Source organism: Streptomyces aurantiaciflavus (assembly GCF_049808595.1).
GTDB lineage: Bacteria > Actinomycetota > Actinomycetes > Streptomycetales > Streptomycetaceae > Streptomyces.
This window is the reverse complement of sequence record NZ_JBNCAQ010000017.1, coordinates 124732-145942: the sequence shown is the minus strand read 5'-3', so window position 1 is coordinate 145942 and position 21211 is coordinate 124732. Positions and strand designations below refer to the sequence as shown.

Genomic DNA, 21211 nt, shown 5'->3' with positions numbered 1-21211 from the left:
CCGATGGGTGCCGATCGCGTTCACGCGTACGGCGCCGCCGTCGGCCTCCTGGGGGACCTGCTTCTCGGCGATCCGCGCCGAGGGCATCCGGTCGCCCTGTTCGGACGGGCCGCGGCCGGCGTGGAACGGGTGCTGTGGCGGGACCACCGCGGGTGGGGCGCGCTGCACACCGCCGTGTGCGCCGGGGGCGCCGTCGCGCTCGGGGCCGTCGCCTCGCGTGCCGTACGACGCTCCCCCGCCGCCTCCGTCGCCCTCACCGCCGCCTCCACCTGGGCCGTCGTCGGCGGCACCTCCCTCGTGCGGGAGGCCCGGGCCATCGGTCGGGCCCTCGAGGCCGGGGACGTCGAGGCCGCACGGGCACGGCTGCCGCACCTGTGCGGGCGGGACCCACAGGCCCTGGACGCCGACGGGATCGCCCGTGCCGTGGTCGAGTCCGTCGCCGAGAACACCTCCGACGCGGTGGTCGGGGCGCTCGTGTGGGGCGGACTCGCCGGCGTGCCGGGGCTGCTGGGGTTCCGGGCCGTCAACACCCTCGACGCCATGGTCGGGCACCGGTCACCGAGACATCTGCGGTACGGGTGGGCCTCCGCGCGGCTCGACGACGTCGCCGGATGGCCGGGGGCGCGGCTGACCGCCGTACTCGCCGCCGTCGCCGGGGACGATCCGCGGGGGGCCGTACGGGCGTGGCGGGACGATGCGCGCAAGCATCCCAGTCCCAACGCCGGGCCCGTGGAGGCCTCCTTCGCGGGCGCGCTCGGTGTGCGGCTGGGCGGGACGCTCTCCTACGGCGGCCGGGTCGAGCACCGGCCCGTGCTCAACGGGGCGGCGGGGCGGCCCGTCGTCCCCCACGACATCGAACGCGCCGCGCGGCTCTCCCGCCGTGTCGGCCTGCTCGCGCTCGGCGTCACCGTCGCCGCGCGCCTCGTCGCGAAGAAGGGGCGTACGTCATGAGCGGGGGTCTCCTCGTCGCCGGCACCACCTCCGACGCCGGCAAGAGCGTCGTGACGGCCGGGATCTGCCGGTGGCTGGTGCGGCAGGGGGTCAAGGTCGCGCCGTTCAAGGCGCAGAACATGTCCCTGAACTCGTTCGTCACCCGCGAAGGGGCCGAGATCGGGCGGGCCCAGGCCATGCAGGCGCAGGCCTGCCGGGTGGAGCCCACCGCGCTGATGAACCCCGTGCTGCTGAAGCCGGGTGGCGAGCAGAGCAGTCAGGTGGTGCTGCTCGGGAAGCCCGTGGGCGAGCTGAGCGCCCGGGGCTATCACGGCGGGCGGCAGCAGAAGCTGCTCGGGACCGTGCTGGACTGTCTCGCCGAGTTGCGGGGCACGTATGACGCGGTGATCTGTGAGGGCGCCGGTTCTCCCGCCGAGATCAATCTCCGGCGGACCGACATCGTGAACATGGGGATCGCCCGGAACGCCCGGCTCCCCGTGCTCGTCGTCGGCGACATCGACCGGGGCGGGGTCTTCGCCTCGTTCTTCGGGACCGTGGCCCTGCTCTCCCCCGAGGACCAGGAACTGGTCGCCGGATTCCTCGTCAACAAGTTCCGGGGTGACGTCTCGCTGCTGGAGCCGGGGCTCGACATGCTGCACGGGCTCACCGGGCGGCGGACGTACGGCGTGCTGCCGTTCCGGCACGGGCTCGGGATCGACGAGGAGGACGGGCTGCGGGTTTCCCTGCGGGGCACCGTCCGGGAATCGGTGGTCGCCCCGCCGGTCGGCGAGGACGTGCTGCGCGTCGCCGTCTGCGCGATCCCGCTCATGTCCAACTTCACCGACGTGGACGCGCTCGCCGCCGAACCCGGCGTCGTGGTGCGGTTCGTGGACCGGCCGGAGGAACTGGCCGACGCCGACCTCGTGGTGGTTCCGGGGACCCGGGGGACCGTACGGGCGCTGGAGTGGCTGCACGAGCGGGGGCTCGCACAAGCCTTGAGGCGCAGGGCGTCCGAGGACCGGCCCGTCCTGGGCGTCTGCGGCGGCTTCCAGATCCTCGGCGAGCACATCGAGGACGAGGTCGAGAGCCGGCGGGGTCATGTCGAAGGGCTCGGAGTCCTCCCCGTCCGCGTGCGGTTCGCGCGCGAGAAGACCCTCACCCGGCCCGTGGGGGAAGCCCTCGGCGAGCACGTCGAGGGGTACGAGATCCATCACGGGGTCGCCGACGTCACCGGCGGGGACACATTCATCTCCGATGACCAAGGACACAGCCTGGACGGCTGCCGGGTCGGTGCCGTCTGGGGCACGCACTGGCACGGTTCGCTGGAGTCGGACGGTTTCCGGCGCGCCTTCCTGCGCGAGGTGGCGGCCGCCGCGGGCCGCCGGTTCGTGCCGGCCGCCGACACCTCGTTCGCCGCGCTGCGCGAGGAGCAGCTCGACCGGCTCGGCGATCTGATCGAACAGCACGCGGACACGGACGCGCTCTGGCGGCTCATCGAGTCGGGCGCGCCGCAAGGACTGCCTTTCATTCCACCGGGAGCGCCCGCATGAGCACAGTGTTGTTGTTGTCGACCGCCGACACGGATCTGCTGGCGGCTCGGGCCGCCTCCGGCGCCTCCTACCGGATCGGCAACCCGACCCGGGTGGACGTCGCGGAGGAGCTGCCCGGTCTCGTCGAGGGCGCCGACATCGCCGTCGTACGGCTGCTGGGCGGCAAGCGAGCCTGGGAGGACGGGCTCGCCGCGCTCAAGGCGTCCGGTGTGCCGACGGTGCTGCTGGGCGGTGAGGCGGTGCCCGACGCGGAGTTGATGGCCGAGTCGTCCGTGCCGGCCGGTGTCGTCGCGGAGGCGCTCAAGTACCTCGTCGAGGGCGGGCCGGGCAACCTGACCGAGCTGGCGCGGTTCCTCTCCGACACCGTGCTGCTGACCGGCGAGGGCTTCGTCGAGCCGCGGAAGATGCCCGAGTACGGGGTGCACGGGGAGCGTGACCTCGTCGAGGGACGGCCGACCGTCGGCGTGCTCTTCTACCGGGCCCATGAGCTGAGCGGCAACACCGCCTTCGTGGACACGCTGTGCGACGCGATCGAGGCGCAGGGGGCCAACGCCCTTCCCGTGTACTGCGGTTCGCTGCGCGGGGCGGAGGCGGGGCTGTACGAGATCCTCGGCCGGACCGACGCCCTGGTCGCCACCGTTCTCGCGGCCGGCGGCACGCATGCCTCGCAGGCATCGGCGGGCGGCGACGAGGAGGCCTGGGACATCGGGGCGCTCGCCGACCTCGACGTGCCGGTGCTGCAGGGGCTCTGCCTGACGTCCTCGCGGGCCGCCTGGGACGAGTCCGACGCCGCCCTCTCCCCCATGGACGCGGCGATGCAGGTCGCGATCCCGGAGTTCGACGGGCGGCTGATCACGGTCCCCTTCTCCTTCAAGGAGCAGGGCCCGGACGACGTGCCCGTGTACGTCGCCGACCCCGAGCGGGCCGCCCGGGTCGCCGGGATCGCCGTACGGCACGCGCGGTTGAAGCACAAGCCGAACGCGGAGAAGAAGCTCGCGCTCGTGTTCACCGCCTACCCGACCAAGCACTCGCGCGTCGGCAACGCGGTCGGCCTGGACACGCCGGCGTCGGCGGTGCGGGTGCTGGACGCGCTCAAGCAGGCCGGATACGGCGTCACCGAATACCCCGACAACGGCGACGAGTTGATCCACCGGCTCATCGAGGCCGGCGGGCACGACGTGGAGTGGCTGACGGAGGAGCAGCTCGCCGCCGCTCCCGCCCGGGTGCCGCTCGCCGACTACCGGGCCTGGTTCGACAAGCTCGACCCGGAGCTCAGGGACGCCATGGTCGAGGCGTGGGGTGAGCCGCCGGGCAACCTGTACGTGGACGGGGACGACATCGTCCTCGCCTCCCTCGGGTTCGGGAACGTCGTCGTCATGATCCAGCCGCCGCGCGGCTTCGGCGAGAACCCGATCGCGATCTACCACGACCCCGACATGCCGCCGTCGCACCACTACATGGCGGCCTACCGGTGGCTGGAGGCTGCGACATCGGAGGGGGGCTTCGGCGCCGACGCGATCGTGCACATGGGCAAGCACGGCACGATGGAGTGGCTGCCGGGCAAGGGGCTGGGGCTCAGCGGGGGCTGCGCTCCGGACGCCGTCCTGGGCGACCTGCCGCTGATCTACCCGTTCATCGTCAACGACCCCGGTGAGGGCACCCAGGCCAAGCGGCGCGGGCACGCCACCGTCGTCGACCACCTCGTACCGCCGATGGCACGGGCCGACACCTACGGCGACCTGGCCAAGCTGGAGCAGCTGCTCGACGAGTACGCGCTCGTCTCCGACCTGGACCCGACGAAGGCGCCCGCCGTGCGGGCCCAGATCTGGACGCTGGTCAAGGCGGCCGAGCTCCACCACGACCTGCATGTCGACGAGCAGCCGGACGACGACGAGTTCGACGAGTTCGTCATGCACATCGACGGCTATCTGTGCGAGATCAAGGACGTGCAGATCCGGGACGGGCTGCACATCCTGGGCGGCGGGCCGGTCGGTGAGGCACGGGTGAACCTGGTGCTCGCCGTGCTGCGCGCGTCGCAGGTGTGGGGTGGGCAGGCGAACGCGCTGCCGGGTCTCAGGGCGTCCCTGGCGGAGCACTTCGGGCTCGTGGAGAAGGAGTTGCTGGCCGAGCCGGGGGCTCCGGTGAAGCTGCCGGTGGAGCTGACGGACCTGGTGGAGGGGCCGTCGCGCACGGCCGCCGACGCGATCGACCTGCTGGAGCAGTTGTGCCGGCGGATCGCGGAGGGGATGGAGGCGCGGGACTGGGCGGTCGCGGAGAGCGCCGCGCTCGTCCGCGAGGTCCTGGGCGTCGAACTCCCCGCCGCCGTGGGCGTCCTGGAGTTCGCCTGCGCCGAGGTCGTGCCGCGGCTGGCCCGGACCACCGACGAGATCGGCCACATCCTGAAGGCCCTCGACGGCGGATACGTCCCCGCGGGTCCGTCCGGTTCGCCGACGCGCGGGCTCGTCAACGTCCTGCCGACCGGCCGCAACTTCTACTCCGTCGACCCCAAGGCGATTCCGTCCAGGCTGAGCTGGGAGGTCGGGCAGTCGCTCGCCGACTCGCTCGTCCAGCGGTATCTGCAGGACACCGGCGAGTACCCGAAGTCCGTCGGCCTCACGGTGTGGGGGACGTCCGCGATGCGTACGCAGGGCGACGACATCGCCGAGATCCTCGCGCTGCTGGGCTGCCGCCCGGTGTGGGACGACGCCTCGCGCCGGGTGACCGGGTTCGAGGTGGTCCCCCTGGAGGAGCTGGGCCGGCCGCGCATCGACGTCACGGTCCGGATCTCCGGCTTCTTCCGGGACGCGTTCCCGCACGTCGTCGGGTTGATCGACGACGCGGTGCGGGCGGTGGCCGAGCTGGACGAGCCGGCCGAGTCCAACTTCGTCCGGGCGCATGTGGAGGAGGACGCCGCCGCGCACGGTGACCGACGGCGGGCCACGGCTCGTGTCTTCGGGTCGAAGCCGGGGGCGTACGGCGCCGGTCTGCTGCCGCTGATCGACGCACGGAACTGGCGGTCGGACGCGGACCTCGCCGAGGTGTACGCGGTGTGGGGCGGTTACGCCTACGGGCGCGGGCTCGACGGGCGGGCGGCGCGCGGGGACATGGAGACGGCGTTCAAGCGGATCGCCGTCGCCGCGAAGAACGTCGACACGCGCGAGCACGACCTCGTCGACGCCGACGACTACTTCCAGTACCACGGCGGCATGGTCGCCATGGTGCGGCACCTGACGGGGGCCAACCCCGAGGCGTACGTGGGTGATTCGGCCGTACCCGATCAGGTCAGGACGCGGACGCTGGGCGAGGAGACGCACCGGGTCTTCCGCGCCCGGGTCGTCAACCCGCGCTGGATGGCGGCCATGCGCCGGCACGGCTACAAGGGCGCCTTCGAGATGGCGGCGACCGTCGACTACCTCTTCGGCTACGACGCCACGGCCGGGGTCGTGGACGACTGGATGTACGAGAAGCTCAGCGCGGAGTACGTCTTCGACGCGGAGAACCGGGACTTCATGAAGAAGTCCAACCCCTGGGCCCTGCGGGGCATCACCGAGCGTCTGCTGGAAGCGGCGGACCGCGGTCTGTGGGCGGAGCCGGACCAGGAGACGCTGGACCGGCTCCGGGCGACCTACCTCGAACTTGAGGGAGATCTGGAGGGAGACGCGTGACGCCCCTCGACACCCCCGCGTCAGCGGGGAGCAAGTCATCCCGCGCAGTGCCCACGGGTTCGACTTCGGATCACCCCCGCTGCAGCGGGGAGCGAGCCTTGACCCTGACGCATGAGCCGTCGCCGCGCCTACTGCTCTCGCAAGAAGCACCCGAAGGAGTGATCGCCGCGTGAGTACCCCCTTTCCGTTCACGGCCGTCGTCGGCCAGGACGACCTGCGGCTCGCGCTGCTGCTGAACGCCGTGTCGCCGGCGGTCGGCGGGGTGCTGGTGCGCGGTGAGAAGGGCACCGCCAAGTCGACGGCGGTGCGGGCGCTCTCGGCGCTGCTGCCGCAGGTCGACGTCGTCGCCGGGTGCCGTTTCTCGTGCGATCCGGGCGCGCCGGACCCGGGGTGCCCGGACGGGCCGCACGAGGCGGGCGCCGGGGTGCGCCGGCCCGCCCGCATGGTCGAGCTGCCCGTCGGGGCGTCGGAGGACCGGCTCGTCGGCGCGCTCGACATCGAGCGGGCGCTCGCCGAGGGCGTGAAGGCGTTCGAGCCCGGGCTGCTCGCCGACGCGCACCGCGGGATCCTGTACGTCGACGAGGTCAACCTGCTCCACGACCACCTGGTCGACCTGCTGCTGGACGCGGCGGCGATGGGCGCGTCGTACGTGGAGCGGGAGGGCGTCTCCGTGCGGCATGCCGCGCGGTTCCTGCTCGTCGGGACCATGAACCCCGAGGAGGGCGAGCTGCGGCCGCAGCTCCTCGACCGGTTCGGGCTGACCGTCGAGGTCGCGGCCTCGCGGGAGCCCGACCAGCGGGTGGAGGTCGTCCGGCGACGCCTCGCCCACGACGACGACCCGGCCGGCTTCGCCGCGCGGTGGGCCGACGAGGAGGCCGCCGTACGGGCGCGGATCGTGGCGGCGCGGGAGCTGTTGCCGTCCGTGCGGCTGGGCGACGGGGCGTTGCGGCAGATCGCGGCGACCTGTGCCGCGTTCGAGGTGGACGGCATGCGGGCCGACATCGTGATGGCGCGGACGGCGACGGCGCTGGCCGCGTGGGCCGGGCGGACCGACGTGCTCGCCGAGGACGTGCGGCAGGCCGCGCTGCTGGCGTTGCCGCATCGGCGGCGGCGCAACCCCTTCGACGCGCCGGGTCTCGACGAGGACAAGCTCGACGAGACGCTGGAGGAGTTCTCCGGTGACGGCGACGAGGATCCCGACCCGGACGGGCCCGGCGGTGGGGGCGGTGGGCAGCCGCCGCAGTCCGACGGGGGCGGTCCGGAGGGCGGCGACGCCGGTGCCCGTCCCGAGGCTGGGGAGGGCGGCGCGCCGCAGCCCTCCGGCGCCGGCGAGCAGTCCGCCGTACGGGCCTCCGAGCCGTTCCGTACGAAGGTGCTGAGCGTGCCCGGGATCGGCGAGGGTGCCGCCGGGCGGCGTTCGCGGGCGCGGACCGAGCACGGGCGGACGACGGGGGCTCGGCGGCCGCAGGGCGCCCTGACCAAGCTGCACCTCGCGGCGACCGTGCAGGCGGCGGCGCCGCACCAGCGGGCCCGGGGGCGTTCCGGGCCCGGGCTCGTGGTGCGGCGGGACGATCTGCGGCAGGCGACCAGGGAAGGGCGCGAGGGGAATCTGGTGCTGTTCGTCGTCGACGCCTCGGGGTCGATGGCGGCGCGGCAGCGGATGAGTGCCGTGAAGGGGGCTGTGCTGTCGCTGTTGCTGGACGCGTATCAGCGGCGGGACAAGGTGGGGCTGGTGACGTTCCGGGGCGCGGGTGCCGAGGTGGCGTTGCCGCCCACGTCGTCCGTGGACGCGGCCGCCGTTCGGCTGGAGTCGCTGCCCACCGGGGGGCGCACTCCGCTGGCCGCCGGGCTCCTCAAGGCGCATGACGTGCTGCGGGTCGAGCGGTTGCGGGATCCCGCTCGGCGGGCGCTGGTCGTCGTCGTGACGGACGGGCGGGCCACCGGGGGCCCGGAGCCGGTCGCGCTCGCGGGGCGGGCCGCCCGGCTGTTCGCGGCCGAGGGGGTCGCGTCGGTGGTCGTGGACTGCGAGTCGGGGCCCGTGCGGTTGGGGCTGGCCGGGCAGCTCGCGGGTGAGCTGGGGGGTGCCGCCGTGACGTTGGACGAGTTGCGGGCGGACTCCATCGCGGGGCTGGTCAAGGACGTTCAGGGCAGTAACAGGAGGGCCGCGTAATGCCTCAGGGACAGCCGAGTGTCGTGCCGGACGACGGACTGACGACGCGTCAGCGGCGTAATCGGCCGCTCGTCGTCGTGCACACGGGGGTAGGGAAGGGCAAGTCCACCGCCGCCTTCGGGCTCGCTCTGCGCGCCTGGAACCAGGGGTGGCCCATCGGGGTGTTCCAGTTCGTCAAGTCGGCGAAGTGGAAGGTCGGCGAGGAGCGGGCGCTGCGGGTGCTCGGGGACTCCGGTGAGGGCGGGACCGTCGCCTGGCACAAGATGGGCGAGGGGTGGTCCTGGGTGCAGCGGGACTCCCAGATGGACAACGAGGAGAAGGCCCGCGAGGGCTGGGAGCAGGTCAAGCGGGATCTCGCCGCCGAGACGTACCGGCTGTACGTGCTCGACGAGTTCGCGTACCCGATGCACTGGGGGTGGGTCGACACCGACGAGGTCGTCGACGTGCTGCGCGACCGGCCGGGTACCCAGCATGTCGTGATCACCGGGCGCAACGCGCCCGCGAAGCTCGTCGACTTCGCCGACCTCGTCACCGACATGTCCAAGGTCAAGCATCCGATGGACGTGGGGCAGAAGGGGCAGAGGGGCATCGAGTGGTGACTGCTTCCGTCCCTCGGCTGGTCGTCGCCGCGCCTTCCTCGGGCAGCGGCAAGACCACCGTCGCCACGGGGTTGATGGCCGCGTTCGCCGCGCGGGGGCTCGCCGTGTCTCCGCACAAGGTGGGGCCCGACTACATCGATCCCGGGTATCACGCGCTCGCGAGCGGGCGGGTGGGGCGGAACCTCGACGCGTATCTGTGCGGGCCGGAGTTGGTCGCTCCGTTGTTCCTGCACGGGTCCCGGGGGTGTGACATCGCCGTCGTCGAGGGCGTCATGGGGATGTACGACGGGGCCGCCGGCGAGGGCGAGCTGGCGTCCACCGCGCACGTCGCCAAGCTGTTGCGGGCGCCGGTGGTTCTTGTCGTGGACGCTTCGTCGCAGTCGCGGTCGGTGGCGGCGTTGGTGCACGGGTTCGCGTCCTGGGATCCGCAGGTGCGGGTCGGGGGCGTGATCCTGAACAAGGTCGCGTCGGAGCGGCACGAGGAGTTGCTGCGGGAGGCGTTGGACTCGGCCGGGGTGCCGGTGCTCGGCGCCTTGCGGCGGGCCCCGCAGGTGGACACGCCGTCGCGGCATCTGGGGCTGGTGCCGGTCGCGGAGCGGCATTCCGCGGCCGTGGAAGCCGTTGCGGCCATGGCCGCGCAGGTCTCCGACGGGTGCGATCTGGAAGCGTTGGTCTCGCTGGCGCGGAGTGCTGGTGCGTTGTCCTGTGCGGCCTGGGATGCGGCTGAGGTCCTGGGCCCCGCGGCGGAGCCCCTGATGGATGCAGCGCCCCCGCCGCCCCTTCCCGTTCCCGACCCTGGGGCCCGCAGCCCCCAGACCCCCGCTTCGGCCCTGAACGGGCTGGTTGTCGCTGTCGCCGGTGGCCCCGCCTTCACCTTCTCCTACGCCGAGCACGCGGAGCTGCTCGCCGCCGCCGGCGCCGAGGTCGTCCGCTTCGACCCTCTGCGTGACGAGGGACTGCCCGACGGGACACGCGGGTTGGTCATCGGTGGCGGTTTCCCCGAGGTGTACGCCGCCGAGTTGTCCGCCAACGAGCCCCTCCGCAAGGCGGTGGCCGAGCTCGCCCTCGGTGGGGCGCCCGTCGCCGCGGAATGCGCCGGGCTGCTGTATCTGTGCCGGGAGCTCGACGGGCAGCCCATGTGCGGGGTGCTCGACGCCGGCGCGCGGATGTCGGAGCGGCTCACCCTCGGGTATCGGGACGCCGTGGCCGTCGGTGACAGCGTTCTGGCGGCGGCCGGGACGCGGATGCGGGGGCACGAGTTTCACCGGACCGTCGTGGAGCCGGGAGCCGGGGCGGCTCCCGCCTGGGGTCTGCGTGGCCCTCGGCGACGTGTCGAAGGTTTTGTACAGCGAGGTGTGCACGCGAGTTATCTGCACACGCACTGGGCGGCCGAGCCCGGTGTGGCCCGTCGGTTCGTGGAGAGGTGCCGGACGTCATGAGCAGCAGGCTGATCGGAGTCGGGGTGGGCCCCGGGGATCCGGAGCTGGTGACCGTCAAGGGCGTCAACGCGCTGCGCGCGGCCGATGTGGTCGTCGTGCCCGTCATGGCCGCGCCCGATGGAAAGGACGGCGGGGAGCGGGGGCGCGCCGAGGCCACCGTGCTGCACTACGTGCCCGAGGACAAGGTCGTCCGGGTCGTGTTCGCGTTGAACGAGCGGAGCGACCGGGGCCGGCGTGAGGCCGCCTGGGACTCCGCCGGGGAGCGTGTCGCCGAGTTGCTCGGGCGGTACCGGGCCGTCGCCTTCGCCACGATCGGTGATCCCAACGTGTACTCCACGTTCACCTACCTCGCCCAGACCATCGTGGAGCTGGTGCCGGGTGTGGTCGTCGAGACCGTGCCCGGGATCACCGCCATGCAGGATCTGGCGGCGCGGTCGGGTGCCGTGCTGACGGAGGGGACCGAGCCGTTGACGCTGGTGCCCGTGACCGCCGGTTCCGCCGTGCTGAAGGACGCGCTGGCCGGGCCGGGGACCGTCGTCGCCTACAAGTTCGGGCGGCAGGCCGCCGAGGTCGCCGAGGCCCTGCGGGAGACCGGGCGGATCGGGGGCGCCGTGTGGGGGTCGGCGCTGGGGCTGCCGGAGGAGTCCGTTCGGCCCGCCGGCGAACTCGACGGTGAGCCCCTCCCCTACCTGTCCACGCTCATCGCGCCCGCCCGGCGTGACGGCGGGCGGGGCGGCAAGCTGTGAGAGCCTCCGCCTCACGCCGCGAGGCCCACCACCAGCCAGATGAAACCCACACCCGCGACCGTGCACAGCAGGGTCGAGCGGGCGGGGTGCGCGTGGTGGGCCTCGGGGAGGATCTCGGCCGCCGCGAGATACAGCAGCGCGCCGCCGAAGAAGCCGAGGTAGGCGCCGAGCAGCGGTTCGGGGATCGTCACGAACGCGGTCGAGGCGGCGCTGGCGACCGGGGCCACGGCGTCCGCGAACAGCATGGTCAGGGCTCTGCGGCGGGCGTTCCCGTACACGCTGGTGATCGTGTACGTGTTGAAGCCGTCCGCGAAGTCGTGGGCGATGACGGCCAGGGCCACGGCCGTGCCCATGCCGCCGCCGACCTGGAAGGCCGCGCCGATCGCCACGCCGTCCATGGCGCTGTGGCCGACCATCGCCGCGGCAGCCGTCAGGCCCACCTCGGGGGTGCGGCCGGCGTGTTCCTCGGCGCCGTGCGCGGCCTGTCGGTGTGCGAGCAGGCGTTCCACCAGGTGGGCCGTCAGGAAGCCCGCGACGAAGAGAAGGAGCGCTGCCGGGACGCCGAAGACGTTTCGGCCGGCCGCCTCCAGTGCCTCCGGCAGCAGGTCCAGGCCGACCACGCCCAGCATCAGGCCGCCGGCGAGGCCCAGCACCAGGTGGCGGCGGTCGGTCACGCGCTGCGCCGCCCAGCCGCCGGCCAACGTCATCAGGAACGCGCCGAGCGCGACGAACACCGCCATGTGCCCTTCGTAGCGGATCGAGCCCCGGTCGCGCACATCCGGCTCCCGCACCCCATCCCGTCATGAGAGGACCCGAACCCATGGCCGACGCCCCCACCGGCAAGGTGACCTTCGTCGGTGCCGGCCCCGGCGCCGCCGACCTGCTGACGTTCCGTGCCGCGCGCGCCATCGCCGAGGCCGATGTCGTGATCTGGGCCGCGAGCCTGGTCCAGGCGGAGGTCCTCGAGCACGCCCGTGAGGGCGCGGAGATCCTCGACTCGGCGACCATGTCCCTGGAGGACGTCGTCGCCGTGTACGAGCGGGCCCGGGACGAGGGACTCCGTGTCGCCCGGATCCACTCCGGCGACCCCGCGCTGTGGGGCGGTACGCAGGAGCAGCTCGACCGGTGTGCCGGGATCGGGATCCCCACCGAGATCGTGCCGGGGGTCTCCTCCTTCTCCGCCGTCGCCGCGCTCGCTCAGCGGGAGCTGACGATTCCCGAGGTGGCGCAGTCCGTGATCCTCACCCGGCTCGGCGGCGGCAAGACGCCGATGCCGCCCGGGGAGGAGGTGCGGGAGTTCGCCCGGCACGGCACGACCATGGCGATCTTCCTGTCGGCGGCCCGCAGCGGGCAGCTCGTCCGGGAGCTGCTGGAGGGCGGCTATCCGACCGCCACCCCGGTCGTCATCGCCCACCAGGCGACCTGGCCGGAGGAGCTGGTCGTGCGGTGCACGGTCGGCACGCTGGAGGAGACCGTCAAGGAGCACAAGCTGTGGAAGCACACGCTGTTCCTGGTCGGCCCGGCCCTCGACGCGCACGGCACCCGCTCGCACCTGTACCACCCGGGCCACTTCCACGGCTACCGCAAGGCCGACCCGGAGGCCCGCAGGGCCCTGCGTGAGCGGGGTGCGAGTACGTGAGCCGTGTGATCACCGTCGTCGGTACGGGGACGGGTGCGCCAGTTCCGCCGGACGTGGTGGCGGCAGCGGAGCTCGTCGTGGGCGGGCGGCGGCACCTGGACGCCGTGGCGCTGCCCCCGGGTGCCGAACGGATCGTGCTCGGGCCGCTGGCGCCCGCGCTCGACACCATCGAGAAGTACGTCGCCGAGGAGCGGCGGGTGGTCGTGCTGGCGTCCGGGGATCCGGGGTTCTTCGGGATCGTGCGGGCGCTGGCCGAACGGTTCGGCTCGCCGCGGCTCGATGTCCGGCCGGGGGTGTCGTCCGTCGCCGCCGCCTTCGCCCGGCTCGGACTGACCTGGGACGACGCCGTCGTCGTCAGCGCGCACGGGCGGGATCCGCGGACGGCCGTCCATGTGTGCCGGGCGCATCCCAAGGTCGCCGTGCTGACCGGGCCCGGCGCCGGGCCCGCCGAGCTGGGCGCCGCCCTCGCCCGGACCGTGCCCGGACGGGTGCTCGTCGTCGCGTCGGCGCTGGGTGATCCGGGGCGCGAGCGTGTGGAGCGGGTCAGCCCGGCGGAGGCCGCCGGCCGTGACTGGGGCACGGCGGTGAGTGTCGTGCTGTGCCTGGACGAGACCCGGGCGCTCGGTCCCGTGCGCACGCTGGCCGGAGCCGACGCGCGTCCCGCCGGCTGGGCGCTGGAGGAGGGTGGCTTCGCCCACCGCGACTCGATGATCACCAAGTTCGAGGTGCGGGCGCTGGCGCTGGCCCGGCTCGGCCCACGGGCCGGCGACCTGGTGTGGGACGTCGGCTCCGGGTCGGGGTCCGTGGCCGTGGAGTGCGCGCGGCTGGGGGCCGCCGTCAGCGCGGTCGAGAAGGACGGGGACGGTGTCGGGCGGATCCGGGCCAACGCCGCCGCGCACGGCGTCGACGTGCATGTGGTGCACGGGGAGGCGCCGGACGCCCTGGGCTCACTCGACGATCCCGACGCCGTGTTCGTCGGGGGCGGCGGGCGGGAGCTCGCCGACATCGTCGGGGTGTGCGCGCGGCGGGCCCGGCGGACCGTGGTCGTCGCCATGGCCGCGCTGGACCGGGTGCCGGCGGCGCGCGCCGCGCTCGTCGGCGCCGGGTTCGATGTCGACGGGGTGCTGTTGCAGTCCTCGCGGCTGGCGCCGCTGCCGGGCGACGTGACCCGGCTCGCGGCGACCAATCCGGTTTTCCTGCTGTGGGGCGTCAGGTCTCCAGTACGTACTGAAGAAGGAGTTTCCCAGTGATCGGCCTCATTTCCGCCACCGCGGCGGGGGCGGCGGCGCGCGACCGGCTGGCCGCGGCGTGGCCGGACCGCACGCGCGTGTACGACGGCCCGGTCGGGGACGCCGTACGGCGGGCGTTCGCGGAGTGCGAGCAGCTCGTGTGCTTCCTGGCGACGGGGGCCGTCGTACGGCTCGTCGCCCCGCTGTTGGGTGACAAGGCGTCCGACCCGGGCGTCGTGTGCGTCGACGAGGCCGGGCGGTTCGCGGTCTCGCTGGTCGGCGGGCACGGGGGCGGCGCCAATGAACTCGCCCGTGAGGTGGGCGGGTTGCTGGGAGCCGAGCCGGTGGTGACCACGGCGACGGACGCTGTCGGGATTCCCGGCCTGGACACGCTCGGGCTGCCTGTGGAGGGTGACGTCGCCGGGGTGACGCGGGCCCTGCTGGACGGGGAGCCGGTCGCGCTCGACGCGGAGGTGGCCTGGCCGTTGCCGCCGGTGCCGTTCGCGGACGGGGGGACCGGGGCGTACACGGTGCGGCTGACGGACCGGGCGGTCGCGCCCGGCGCCGGCGAGGTCCTGCTGCGGCCGCCGTCCCTGGTCGTGGGAGTGGGCGCCTCCAAGGGCGCTCCGGTCGAGGAGGTCCTCGACGTGGTCGAGGGGGCCCTGCGCGATGCGGGGCTGTCGGTGGCCAGTGTCGCCGAGCTGGCGACCGTCGACGCCAAGGCCGGCGAGCCGGGCGTCGTCGAAGCGGCCCGGCGTCTGGGCGTGCCCCTGGTGACGTACACGGCGGAGGAGTTGGCCGCCGTCGAGGTGCCGAACCCCTCCGACGCTCCTCTGGCCGCCGTCGGCACGCCGTCCGTCGCGGAGGCGGCGGCGCTGGTGCGCGGGGGCGAGCTCCTCGTGCCGAAGCGGAAGTCGGAGCGCGCGGACGGGCGTCCGGCCATGGCGACCTGTGCCGTCGTACGGCGTCCTGGGCGGGGGCGGCTCGCGGTCGTCGGGCTCGGGCCGGGTGCCCGCGATCTGCTCACCCCGCGCGCGAGGGCGGAGCTGGAGCGTGCCTCGGTGCTCGTCGGGCTCGACCAGTACGTCGACCAGGTCCGCGACCTGCTGCGGCCCGGCACCCGGATCCTGGAGTCGGGGCTCGGGGCCGAGGAGGAGCGGGCGCGGACGGCCGTCGCGGAGGCCCGCGAGGGCCGGGCCGTCGCGCTGATCGGCAGCGGGGACGCGGGCGTGTACGCCATGGCCTCCCCCGCGCTCGCCGAGGCGTCCGACGACATCGACGTGGTCGGGGTGCCGGGGGTGACCGCCGCGCTGGCCGCCGCCGCGCTCCTGGGCGCGCCGTTGGGCCACGACCATGTGTCGATCAGCCTGTCCGACCTGCACACGCCGTGGGAGGTCATCGAACGGCGGGTGCGGGCGGCGGCCGAGGCCGACATCGTCGTGACCTTCTACAACCCGCGCAGCCGGGGCCGCGACTGGCAGCTGCCGAAGGCGCTCGCGATCCTCGCCGGGCACCGGGAGCCGTCGACGCCGGTGGGTGTCGTGCGCAACGCCTCGCGGCCGGACGGGACGGCGCGGGTGACGACCCTCGCGGAGCTCGACCCGGCGTCGGTGGACATGATGACGGTCGTGACCGTGGGCAACACCGCGACCCGGACCGTCGCGGGGCGCATGGTGACGCCGCGCGGCTACCGCTGGCAGGAGGACGCCCGGTGAACCGCCCGGTCCACCCGGTCGAGCCGCGGTCCTTCCGGCGGTCGCGCACCCGCCCGCAAGCCCCCGCGCCCGTCCTCGGGCCGCCCGTCGGCTTCGTCGGGGCGGCCGGGTCCAGGGCGTGTTTCGAAAGTCCCGTCTGCCTGGCGACGCCTGGCACGCACGCTCGCCACGTTGTCGGGATCACCCCGATACAACCGGTATCGGGGCGACCCTCCGCCTTGCGATCGCACGCACCGGACGCCGCCGGGCCTGCCCTTCGGGCAGACGACGCTACTTTCGAAACACGCCCTAGGGCCGCCTCGCGCGAGAGCGGGCCGCCCGCGGTGAGCGACGTGTCCGACAAGGGCGGGTCGGCGGTCGCCGCCACCGCGCTCGACGCCCCGCTGTACCCCCCTGTTCCACCATCCGATTCGCAGTCCGAGGAGACATCGTGACCACCCCGCCGCCCGCCCTGCTCATCGCCGGCCATGGCACCCGCGACGACGCCGGGGCCGAGGCGTTCCGCGACTTCGTACGGGAGTTGGGGCGCCGCCACCCCGAACTGCCCGTCGCGGGCGGCTTCATCGAGCTGTCCCCGCCGCCGCTGGGCGAGGCCGTCACCGAGCTGGTGGAGCGGGGCGTGCGGCGGTTCGCCGCCGTTCCTCTGATGCTGGTGTCCGCCGGGCACGCCAAGGGGGACATCCCGGCGGCGCTGGCCCGTGAGAAGGAACGCCACCCGGGGATCTCGTACACCTACGGCCGTCCGCTGGGCCCGCACCCGGCGCTGCTGAGCGTGCTGGAGCGGCGGCTGGACGAGGCGCTGGGCGGCGGCGCCCGTACCCCGCAGGACCGGGCCGGCGTGACCGTGCTGCTGGTCGGGCGCGGCTCGACGGACCCGGACGCCAACGCCGAGGTGTACAAGGCGGCCCGGCTGCTGTGGGAGGGGCGCGGGTACGCGGGCGTGGAGACGGCGTTCGTGTCGCTGGCGGCGCCCGATGTGCCGAGCGGGCTCGACCGGTGCGTGCGGCTGGGTGCGCGGCGGATCGTCGTGCTGCCGTACTTCCTGTTCACCGGGATCCTGCCGGACCGGGTGCGGCAGCAGACCGAGGGCTGGGCGGCCGCGCATCCGGAGGTCGAGGTGCGGTCGGCGGACGTCATCGGGCCGGAGCCGGAGCTGCTGGACCTGGTGATGGAGCGGTACGAGGAGGCCGTCAAGGGCGATCTGCGGATGAACTGCGACTCGTGCGTGTACCGGATCGCGCTGCCGGGGTTCGAGGACAAGGTGGGTCTGCCGCAGCAGCCGCACTTCCACCCGGACGACGACGGCCACCACCACCACGGCCACCCCCACCACGGAGGGCACACGCACTCCCATGCACACTGACGGGCACGATCTGCGGCACCACGGGGACTCCGAGGTGCGGGACGACGGTGCGGCTCTGGTGGACCTCGCGGTGAACGTCCGCGCGGACACACCGCCCGACTGGCTGCGCGAGACCATCGCCGCGTCCCTGGTCGGCCTCGCCGCCTACCCCGACGGGCGGGCGGCGCGGGCGGCGGTGGCGGCGCGGCACGGGCTGCCGGCCGAGCGGGTGCTGCTGACGGCGGGGGCGGCGGAGGCGTTCGTGCTGCTGGCCCGTGCTCTGAAGGTTCGTCGGCCCGTCGTGGTGCACCCGCAGTTCACGGAGCCGGAGGCGGCGCTGCGGGACGCCGGGCACACCGTCGACCGGGTGCTGCTGCGGGAGGAGGACGGCTTCCGGCTCGACCCGGCGGCCGTTCCCGAGGACGCCGATCTGGTGGTGATCGGCAACCCGACGAATCCGACGTCGGTACTGCACCCGGCCGCCGCGATCGCCCGACTCGCCCGTCCCGGGCGGACGCTGGTGGTCGACGAGGCCTTCATGGACGCCGTGCCGGGTGAGCGGGAGGCGCTGGCCGGCCGGACGGACGTGCCCGGCCTCGTCGTGCTGCGCAGCCTCACCAAGACCTGGGGGCTGGCCGGGCTGCGCATCGGCTACGTCCTGGCGTCCCCGGAGACGATCGGTGAGCTGGAGCGGGCCCAGCCGCTGTGGCCGGTGTCCACGCCGGCGCTGGCCGCGGCGGAGGCGTGCGTGTCCCCGCGGGCTCTGGCGGAGGCGGCCCACGCGGCCCACCGCGTCGCCACCGAACGGGCCCATCTGGTCGCGGGGCTCGCGCGGTTCGCGGCGGCCGGGGTCCGGGTGGCGGAGCCCGCCGAGGGCCCCTTCGTCCTCGTACGGCTGCCCGGGGCCGCCGCCGTCCGCCGCCATCTGCGCGACCTGGGCTTCGCGGTGCGGCGCGGGGACACCTTCCCGGGGCTGGGCGAGGAGTGGCTGCGGCTCGCGGTACGGGACCGGGGGACGGTCAACTCGTTCCTCCGGGCTCTGGACCGGGCGATGACGCTGACACGTCCCTGACGGACGGCGGCACCCGCTCCAGGGTGCCGTCCGGGAAGCGGATCTCCACGGTCCCGTCGGCGGCGACCCGCGCACTCGCGTCCGTGCGCAGGGCGTCCGGGCCGGCGCTGAGGAGCACGAGTGTCACCAAGAGGCGTGCGCCGCCGGGGCGTTGGAGGACGGGTGTCGCCGAGTGGTGTCCGACGGCGTTGGCGCCGTGGGCCGGTACGACCGTGCCCTCGGCGTCGCCCCAGCCGTACAGGCCGACGAGCGCGCTGGTCAGGCCGTCCGCGCGGCGGGCCACGGCCAGCGCCGGGCCGGTCTCCCCCACCGGCGGCACGGTGTCGTCGGCGACGGCCCAGCCGCCCTCCCGCACCGGTGTGCCCGGGGGCGCGTCGAGCCGGTGCACCCGGACCTCCCACGGCCCGTGCACCACGCTCACCGTCTCGACGCGGTGCCCCTCGCCGGTGCCGCCGGGCACCAGCGCCCGGTGCCAGGAGGCGGCCCGGCGGCCCTCGGCGCCGAGGGGGTGGATGCGGCCGCGCGGGGACGGGGTGCCGTCGGGGGCGAGCAGGGCGAGGTGGTTGTCGGGGCCCGCCGCCGCTTCCGGGGTCTCGGGGGCGGTGGCGGTGGAGTAGGCGAGGCGGGCGTAGTGCGGGCTGTCCTCGGACGTCGCGGGCGGGGGCGGCAGCCGGTCGCTGCCGTGGTTGACGAGCCGGACGATCCCGTCGGCGGCGGTGGAGTGCAGCAGCCAGCCCGGTGCGGGCAGGGCCAGGCGGACGTCGTCCGTGTCCACGGGCGCGGTCTCCTCGCACGCCGTCCACACGGGATGGTCGTCGGGCAGCAGCAGGCCGAGGAACGCCTTGCTCGCCCAGTAGGGGGAGGCGGGCCCGGAGTAGCGCTGGGTGACGGGCAGGAAGGGCCGGTACCAGCCGAGGGAGAGCAGGCCGCGCTCGTCGGGAACGCCGCGCTCGGCGAAGTGCTTCAGGGCGCCCGAGGCGAGACGGCGGGTACGGCCCGGCGGCAGCGGCGTGGCGTCGGCGAGGGCTCCCGCCCACAGCGGGGCGGTGGTGGCGAAGCGGTAGGTGAGGGAGCGGCCCTGGTGGACCGGGGCGCCGTCGGCGCCGAAGAAGTGCTGGTGGACCGCGAGGAACTCGCGCAGCCGGGCTCGGTGCCGGAGCACGGTGCCGGGATCGGCGCGGGGGCCCGCGATCCGTGCCCACAGCACCGGATACAGGTGCAGCGCCCACGCGTTGTAGTAGTCGAACTTCCTGCCGTCGCCGTCGGTGTACCAGCCGCCGCCCCGATACCAGTCGTCCAGGCGGGCGAGCCCCGCGTCGATCTCGGCGCGACGGTACGGGGCGCCGACGGAGGCGAGGAACTCCTCCGTGATGACCTGGAAGAGCCGCCAGTTGGAGTCGTTGACGTCGGCGCCGACGAAGCCGCCCAGCCAGTCGGCGACCCGTTCGCGCACCCGGTCGTCGAGGCGGTCCCAGAGCCACGGCCGGGACTCGTGCAGGCCGATCGCGACGGAGGCCGCCTCCACCATCGGCTGGGCCCGGTCGGTGATGGGCGGCCAGCGTTCGTCGCCGTGCGGGTCGGTGCCGGCGGCGAGCCCGGCGGCGTACCGCTCGATGAGTGCGGGCCCTGCACGGCCGTTCGAGCCGGCGATACGGAAGGCGGCGAGCAGGAAGGACCGCGCGAAGCCTTCGAGACCGTCGGACCAGGGCCCGGAGTGGCTGGGCCGACCGGGCAGCCGGTACTGGGCGAGTCCCGGGGAGGCGTACGGCAGCAGTCCGTCGAGGAGACGATCGGCGATCGCCTCCCAGTGGGCGCGGGTCCAGCCGGTGAGGGGTGAGAGAAGGAAGTCGGACTCGGGGAGGTGCGTCAAGGGCGGCGCGGTCATACGGGGGTGAGTCCTCCGTGAGTTGTGGTCAGGGGGCAGCGCACCTCGAGGGGCGCGGGGCGGTGTGCGATCTGCGGCTCCGCCGCGACGGGGGTCCCCCCGCTCGAGCGAAGCCGAGAGTGGGGGGAGCGACCAGCCACAGATCACCCGCACCCTCACGACGCCCCACCCGGCGGACCGACGCTCCGCCGCACGACGATGTGGGTGCCCAGCAGATGGTGGCTCCCGGCCGCCTGCTCGGGATCGCGCAGAGCGATCCGCACGGCCGCGCGGCCCAGTTCCTCCGCGGGCGTGCGCACGGTGGTCAGCGGCGGATCGAAGTCCTCGGCGAGCGGGATGTCGTTGTACCCGACGACGGACATGTCGTCGGGCACACGCAACCCCGCGTCGGCGATCGCGCGGAGCGCCCCCGCGGCGACCATGTCGTCCCCGGCCACCACCGCCGTGAAGTCCCTCCGTCCCTTGAGGAGTTCGCCCATCGCGCGCAGGCCCGCCGCGCGGCCGAGCCCGCAGTCGACGACCCGCGCGGCCGCCGGAGGCAACCCGTGCTCGGCGAGCGCGGCCCGGTATCCGGCGACGCGGGCGTCGAGGGCGGTGTTGCCGGGCAGGCCCCCGAGGAAGACGATCCGCCGGTGCCCCGCTGACAGCAGGTGTCCGGTGATCGCCCGTGCCCCCGCCTCGTTGTCGAACTCGACGACCAGCGCGGGGATGTCGGGGCCCGGCGCCGGCCGCCCGCACAGCACCAGCCGCGCCCCGGAGGCGTCCAGGGCCTGCGCGTAGTGGGCGACGCGCGAGCGGTACGCGTCGTCCTCCACGACGCCGCCGACCAGGATCACGAGGCGTGCCCCCTCCTCCCGCATGAGCTGCACGAACTCCATCTCGCGCTGCGGATCCCCGCCGGTGGCGCCGACCACGCACAGCCAGCCCCGGTCGGCGGCCTCCGCCTCGACGCCCTCGGCGACCTGGGCGTAGAAGGGGCTGGTGACCTGGCGGACGACGACGGCGGCCATCTTGCGGCCGGCGCCGACGAGGGCGCGGGCGTGCGCGTTGGCGACGTAGTCGAGGTCGCGAGCGGCACGCAGCACCCGGGCCCGGGTCGCGGCGGGCACAGGATGGTTGCCGCTGAGCGCTCGTGACGCCGTGGCCGTGGACACGCCCGCCCGCTCGGCGACCTCGCGGATCGTGACCCGCCCCTTGGACTCCATGTCGTTCCCCATCCCCCGCGTCTGT

15 protein-coding genes are annotated in these 21211 nt (G+C 74.3%); 12 read left to right on the top strand and 3 right to left on the bottom strand.

Annotated elements, in window-relative coordinates:
• Window positions 1-3: 3 nt before the first annotated feature.
• The 7 genes from ACPT94_RS21785 (at window position 4) to cobI (ending at window position 11099) form a co-directional block, all read left to right on the top strand.
• On the top strand, window positions 4-951 hold the full coding sequence (locus tag ACPT94_RS21785) for a cobalamin biosynthesis protein (RefSeq protein WP_425246593.1): 948 nt from the start codon (window positions 4-6) through the stop codon (window positions 949-951).
• Window positions 948-2480 carry a cobyric acid synthase gene (locus ACPT94_RS21780; protein ID WP_425246592.1) on the top strand — a complete coding sequence of 511 codons (1533 nt, stop codon included), beginning with the start codon at window positions 948-950 and terminating at the stop codon, window positions 2478-2480. The genes ACPT94_RS21785 and ACPT94_RS21780 overlap by 4 nt, the downstream gene beginning before the upstream one ends.
• Window positions 2477-6145, top strand: coding sequence for a cobaltochelatase subunit CobN (gene cobN, locus ACPT94_RS21775; protein ID WP_360340019.1), 3669 nt, complete (start codon window positions 2477-2479; stop codon window positions 6143-6145). Before ACPT94_RS21780 ends, cobN begins: the two co-directional genes overlap by 4 nt.
• 169 nt (window positions 6146-6314) lie before the next feature.
• The gene (locus tag ACPT94_RS21770; protein WP_425246591.1) at window positions 6315-8315 is read left to right on the top strand and encodes a putative cobaltochelatase; all 2001 of its coding nucleotides are present in this window, start codon (window positions 6315-6317) and stop codon (window positions 8313-8315) included.
• The gene (gene cobO, locus ACPT94_RS21765) at window positions 8315-8914 is read left to right on the top strand and encodes a cob(I)yrinic acid a,c-diamide adenosyltransferase (RefSeq protein WP_360340024.1); all 600 of its coding nucleotides are present in this window, start codon (window positions 8315-8317) and stop codon (window positions 8912-8914) included. The genes ACPT94_RS21770 and cobO overlap by 1 nt, the downstream gene beginning before the upstream one ends.
• Window positions 8911-10353: a cobyrinic acid a,c-diamide synthase CobB gene (locus ACPT94_RS21760; RefSeq protein ID WP_425246590.1), complete on the top strand. Its 1443-nt coding sequence runs from the start codon at window positions 8911-8913 to the stop codon at window positions 10351-10353. Before cobO ends, ACPT94_RS21760 begins: the two co-directional genes overlap by 4 nt.
• Window positions 10350-11099 carry a precorrin-2 C(20)-methyltransferase gene (gene cobI / locus ACPT94_RS21755; protein WP_360340030.1) on the top strand — a complete coding sequence of 250 codons (750 nt, stop codon included), beginning with the start codon at window positions 10350-10352 and terminating at the stop codon, window positions 11097-11099. The genes ACPT94_RS21760 and cobI overlap by 4 nt, the downstream gene beginning before the upstream one ends.
• Before the next feature lie 11 nt (window positions 11100-11110).
• On the opposite strand, the gene ACPT94_RS21750 is transcribed toward cobI, so the two are convergent.
• Window positions 11111-11839 (bottom strand): ZIP family metal transporter, encoded by a 729-nt coding sequence (locus tag ACPT94_RS21750; protein ID WP_425246589.1) that lies wholly within the window; start codon window positions 11837-11839, stop codon window positions 11111-11113.
• Between the two features lie 80 nt (window positions 11840-11919).
• On the opposite strand from ACPT94_RS21750, the gene cobM reads away from it, so the two are divergent.
• From cobM to cobC, 5 genes are all read left to right on the top strand, one after another.
• The gene (cobM, locus tag ACPT94_RS21745) at window positions 11920-12738 is read left to right on the top strand and encodes a precorrin-4 C(11)-methyltransferase (RefSeq protein ID WP_360340036.1); all 819 of its coding nucleotides are present in this window, start codon (window positions 11920-11922) and stop codon (window positions 12736-12738) included.
• Between the two features lie 5 nt (window positions 12739-12743).
• Window positions 12744-13988 (top strand): precorrin-6y C5,15-methyltransferase (decarboxylating) subunit CbiE, encoded by a 1245-nt coding sequence (gene cbiE, locus ACPT94_RS21740; RefSeq protein WP_425246608.1) that lies wholly within the window; start codon window positions 12744-12746, stop codon window positions 13986-13988.
• A complete protein-coding gene (gene cobJ / locus ACPT94_RS21735; protein WP_360340039.1) occupies window positions 13985-15682 on the top strand; it encodes a precorrin-3B C(17)-methyltransferase in 1698 nt (565 codons plus the stop codon). Before cbiE ends, cobJ begins: the two co-directional genes overlap by 4 nt.
• A gap of 430 nt (window positions 15683-16112) precedes the next feature.
• Window positions 16113-17045, top strand: coding sequence for a sirohydrochlorin chelatase (locus tag ACPT94_RS21730; RefSeq protein ID WP_425246588.1), 933 nt, complete (start codon window positions 16113-16115; stop codon window positions 17043-17045).
• Window positions 17035-18096 carry an Rv2231c family histidinol phosphate aminotransferase CobC gene (gene cobC, locus ACPT94_RS21725; RefSeq protein ID WP_425246587.1) on the top strand — a complete coding sequence of 354 codons (1062 nt, stop codon included), beginning with the start codon at window positions 17035-17037 and terminating at the stop codon, window positions 18094-18096. The genes ACPT94_RS21730 and cobC overlap by 11 nt, the downstream gene beginning before the upstream one ends.
• On the opposite strand, the gene ACPT94_RS21720 is transcribed toward cobC, so the two are convergent.
• Entirely contained in the window at window positions 18044-19981 is a 1938-nt protein-coding gene (locus tag ACPT94_RS21720) for a DUF2264 domain-containing protein (RefSeq protein ID WP_425246586.1), read from the bottom strand. The two genes, cobC and ACPT94_RS21720, sit on opposite strands and share 53 nt — an antisense overlap.
• A 155-nt stretch (window positions 19982-20136) precedes the next feature.
• Window positions 20137-21186, bottom strand: coding sequence for a LacI family DNA-binding transcriptional regulator (locus tag ACPT94_RS21715; protein WP_360340050.1), 1050 nt, complete (start codon window positions 21184-21186; stop codon window positions 20137-20139).
• Window positions 21187-21211: the final 25 nt, after the last annotated feature.

What these genes read in the sequence shown, in the direction of transcription:
- ACPT94_RS21750 (WP_425246589.1), bottom strand. Translation starts at nt 11,839, where the DNA reads ATGGCGGTGTTCGTCGCGCTCGGCGCGTTCCTGATGACGTTGGCCGGC.
- ACPT94_RS21715 (WP_360340050.1), bottom strand. Translation starts at nt 21,186, where the DNA reads ATGGAGTCCAAGGGGCGGGTCACGATCCGCGAGGTCGCCGAGCGGGCG.
- cobC (WP_425246587.1), top strand. Translation starts at nt 17,035, where the DNA reads ATGCACACTGACGGGCACGATCTGCGGCACCACGGGGACTCCGAGGTG.
- cobO (WP_360340024.1), top strand. Translation starts at nt 8,315, where the DNA reads ATGCCTCAGGGACAGCCGAGTGTCGTGCCGGACGACGGACTGACGACG.
- cobN (WP_360340019.1), top strand. Translation starts at nt 2,477, where the DNA reads ATGAGCACAGTGTTGTTGTTGTCGACCGCCGACACGGATCTGCTGGCG.
- cobM (WP_360340036.1), top strand. Translation starts at nt 11,920, where the DNA reads ATGGCCGACGCCCCCACCGGCAAGGTGACCTTCGTCGGTGCCGGCCCC.
- ACPT94_RS21780 (WP_425246592.1), top strand. Translation starts at nt 948, where the DNA reads ATGAGCGGGGGTCTCCTCGTCGCCGGCACCACCTCCGACGCCGGCAAG.
- cobI (WP_360340030.1), top strand. Translation starts at nt 10,350, where the DNA reads ATGAGCAGCAGGCTGATCGGAGTCGGGGTGGGCCCCGGGGATCCGGAG.
- ACPT94_RS21785 (WP_425246593.1), top strand. Translation starts at nt 4, where the DNA reads ATGGGTGCCGATCGCGTTCACGCGTACGGCGCCGCCGTCGGCCTCCTG.
- ACPT94_RS21720 (WP_425246586.1), bottom strand. Translation starts at nt 19,981, where the DNA reads ATGACCGCGCCGCCCTTGACGCACCTCCCCGAGTCCGACTTCCTTCTC.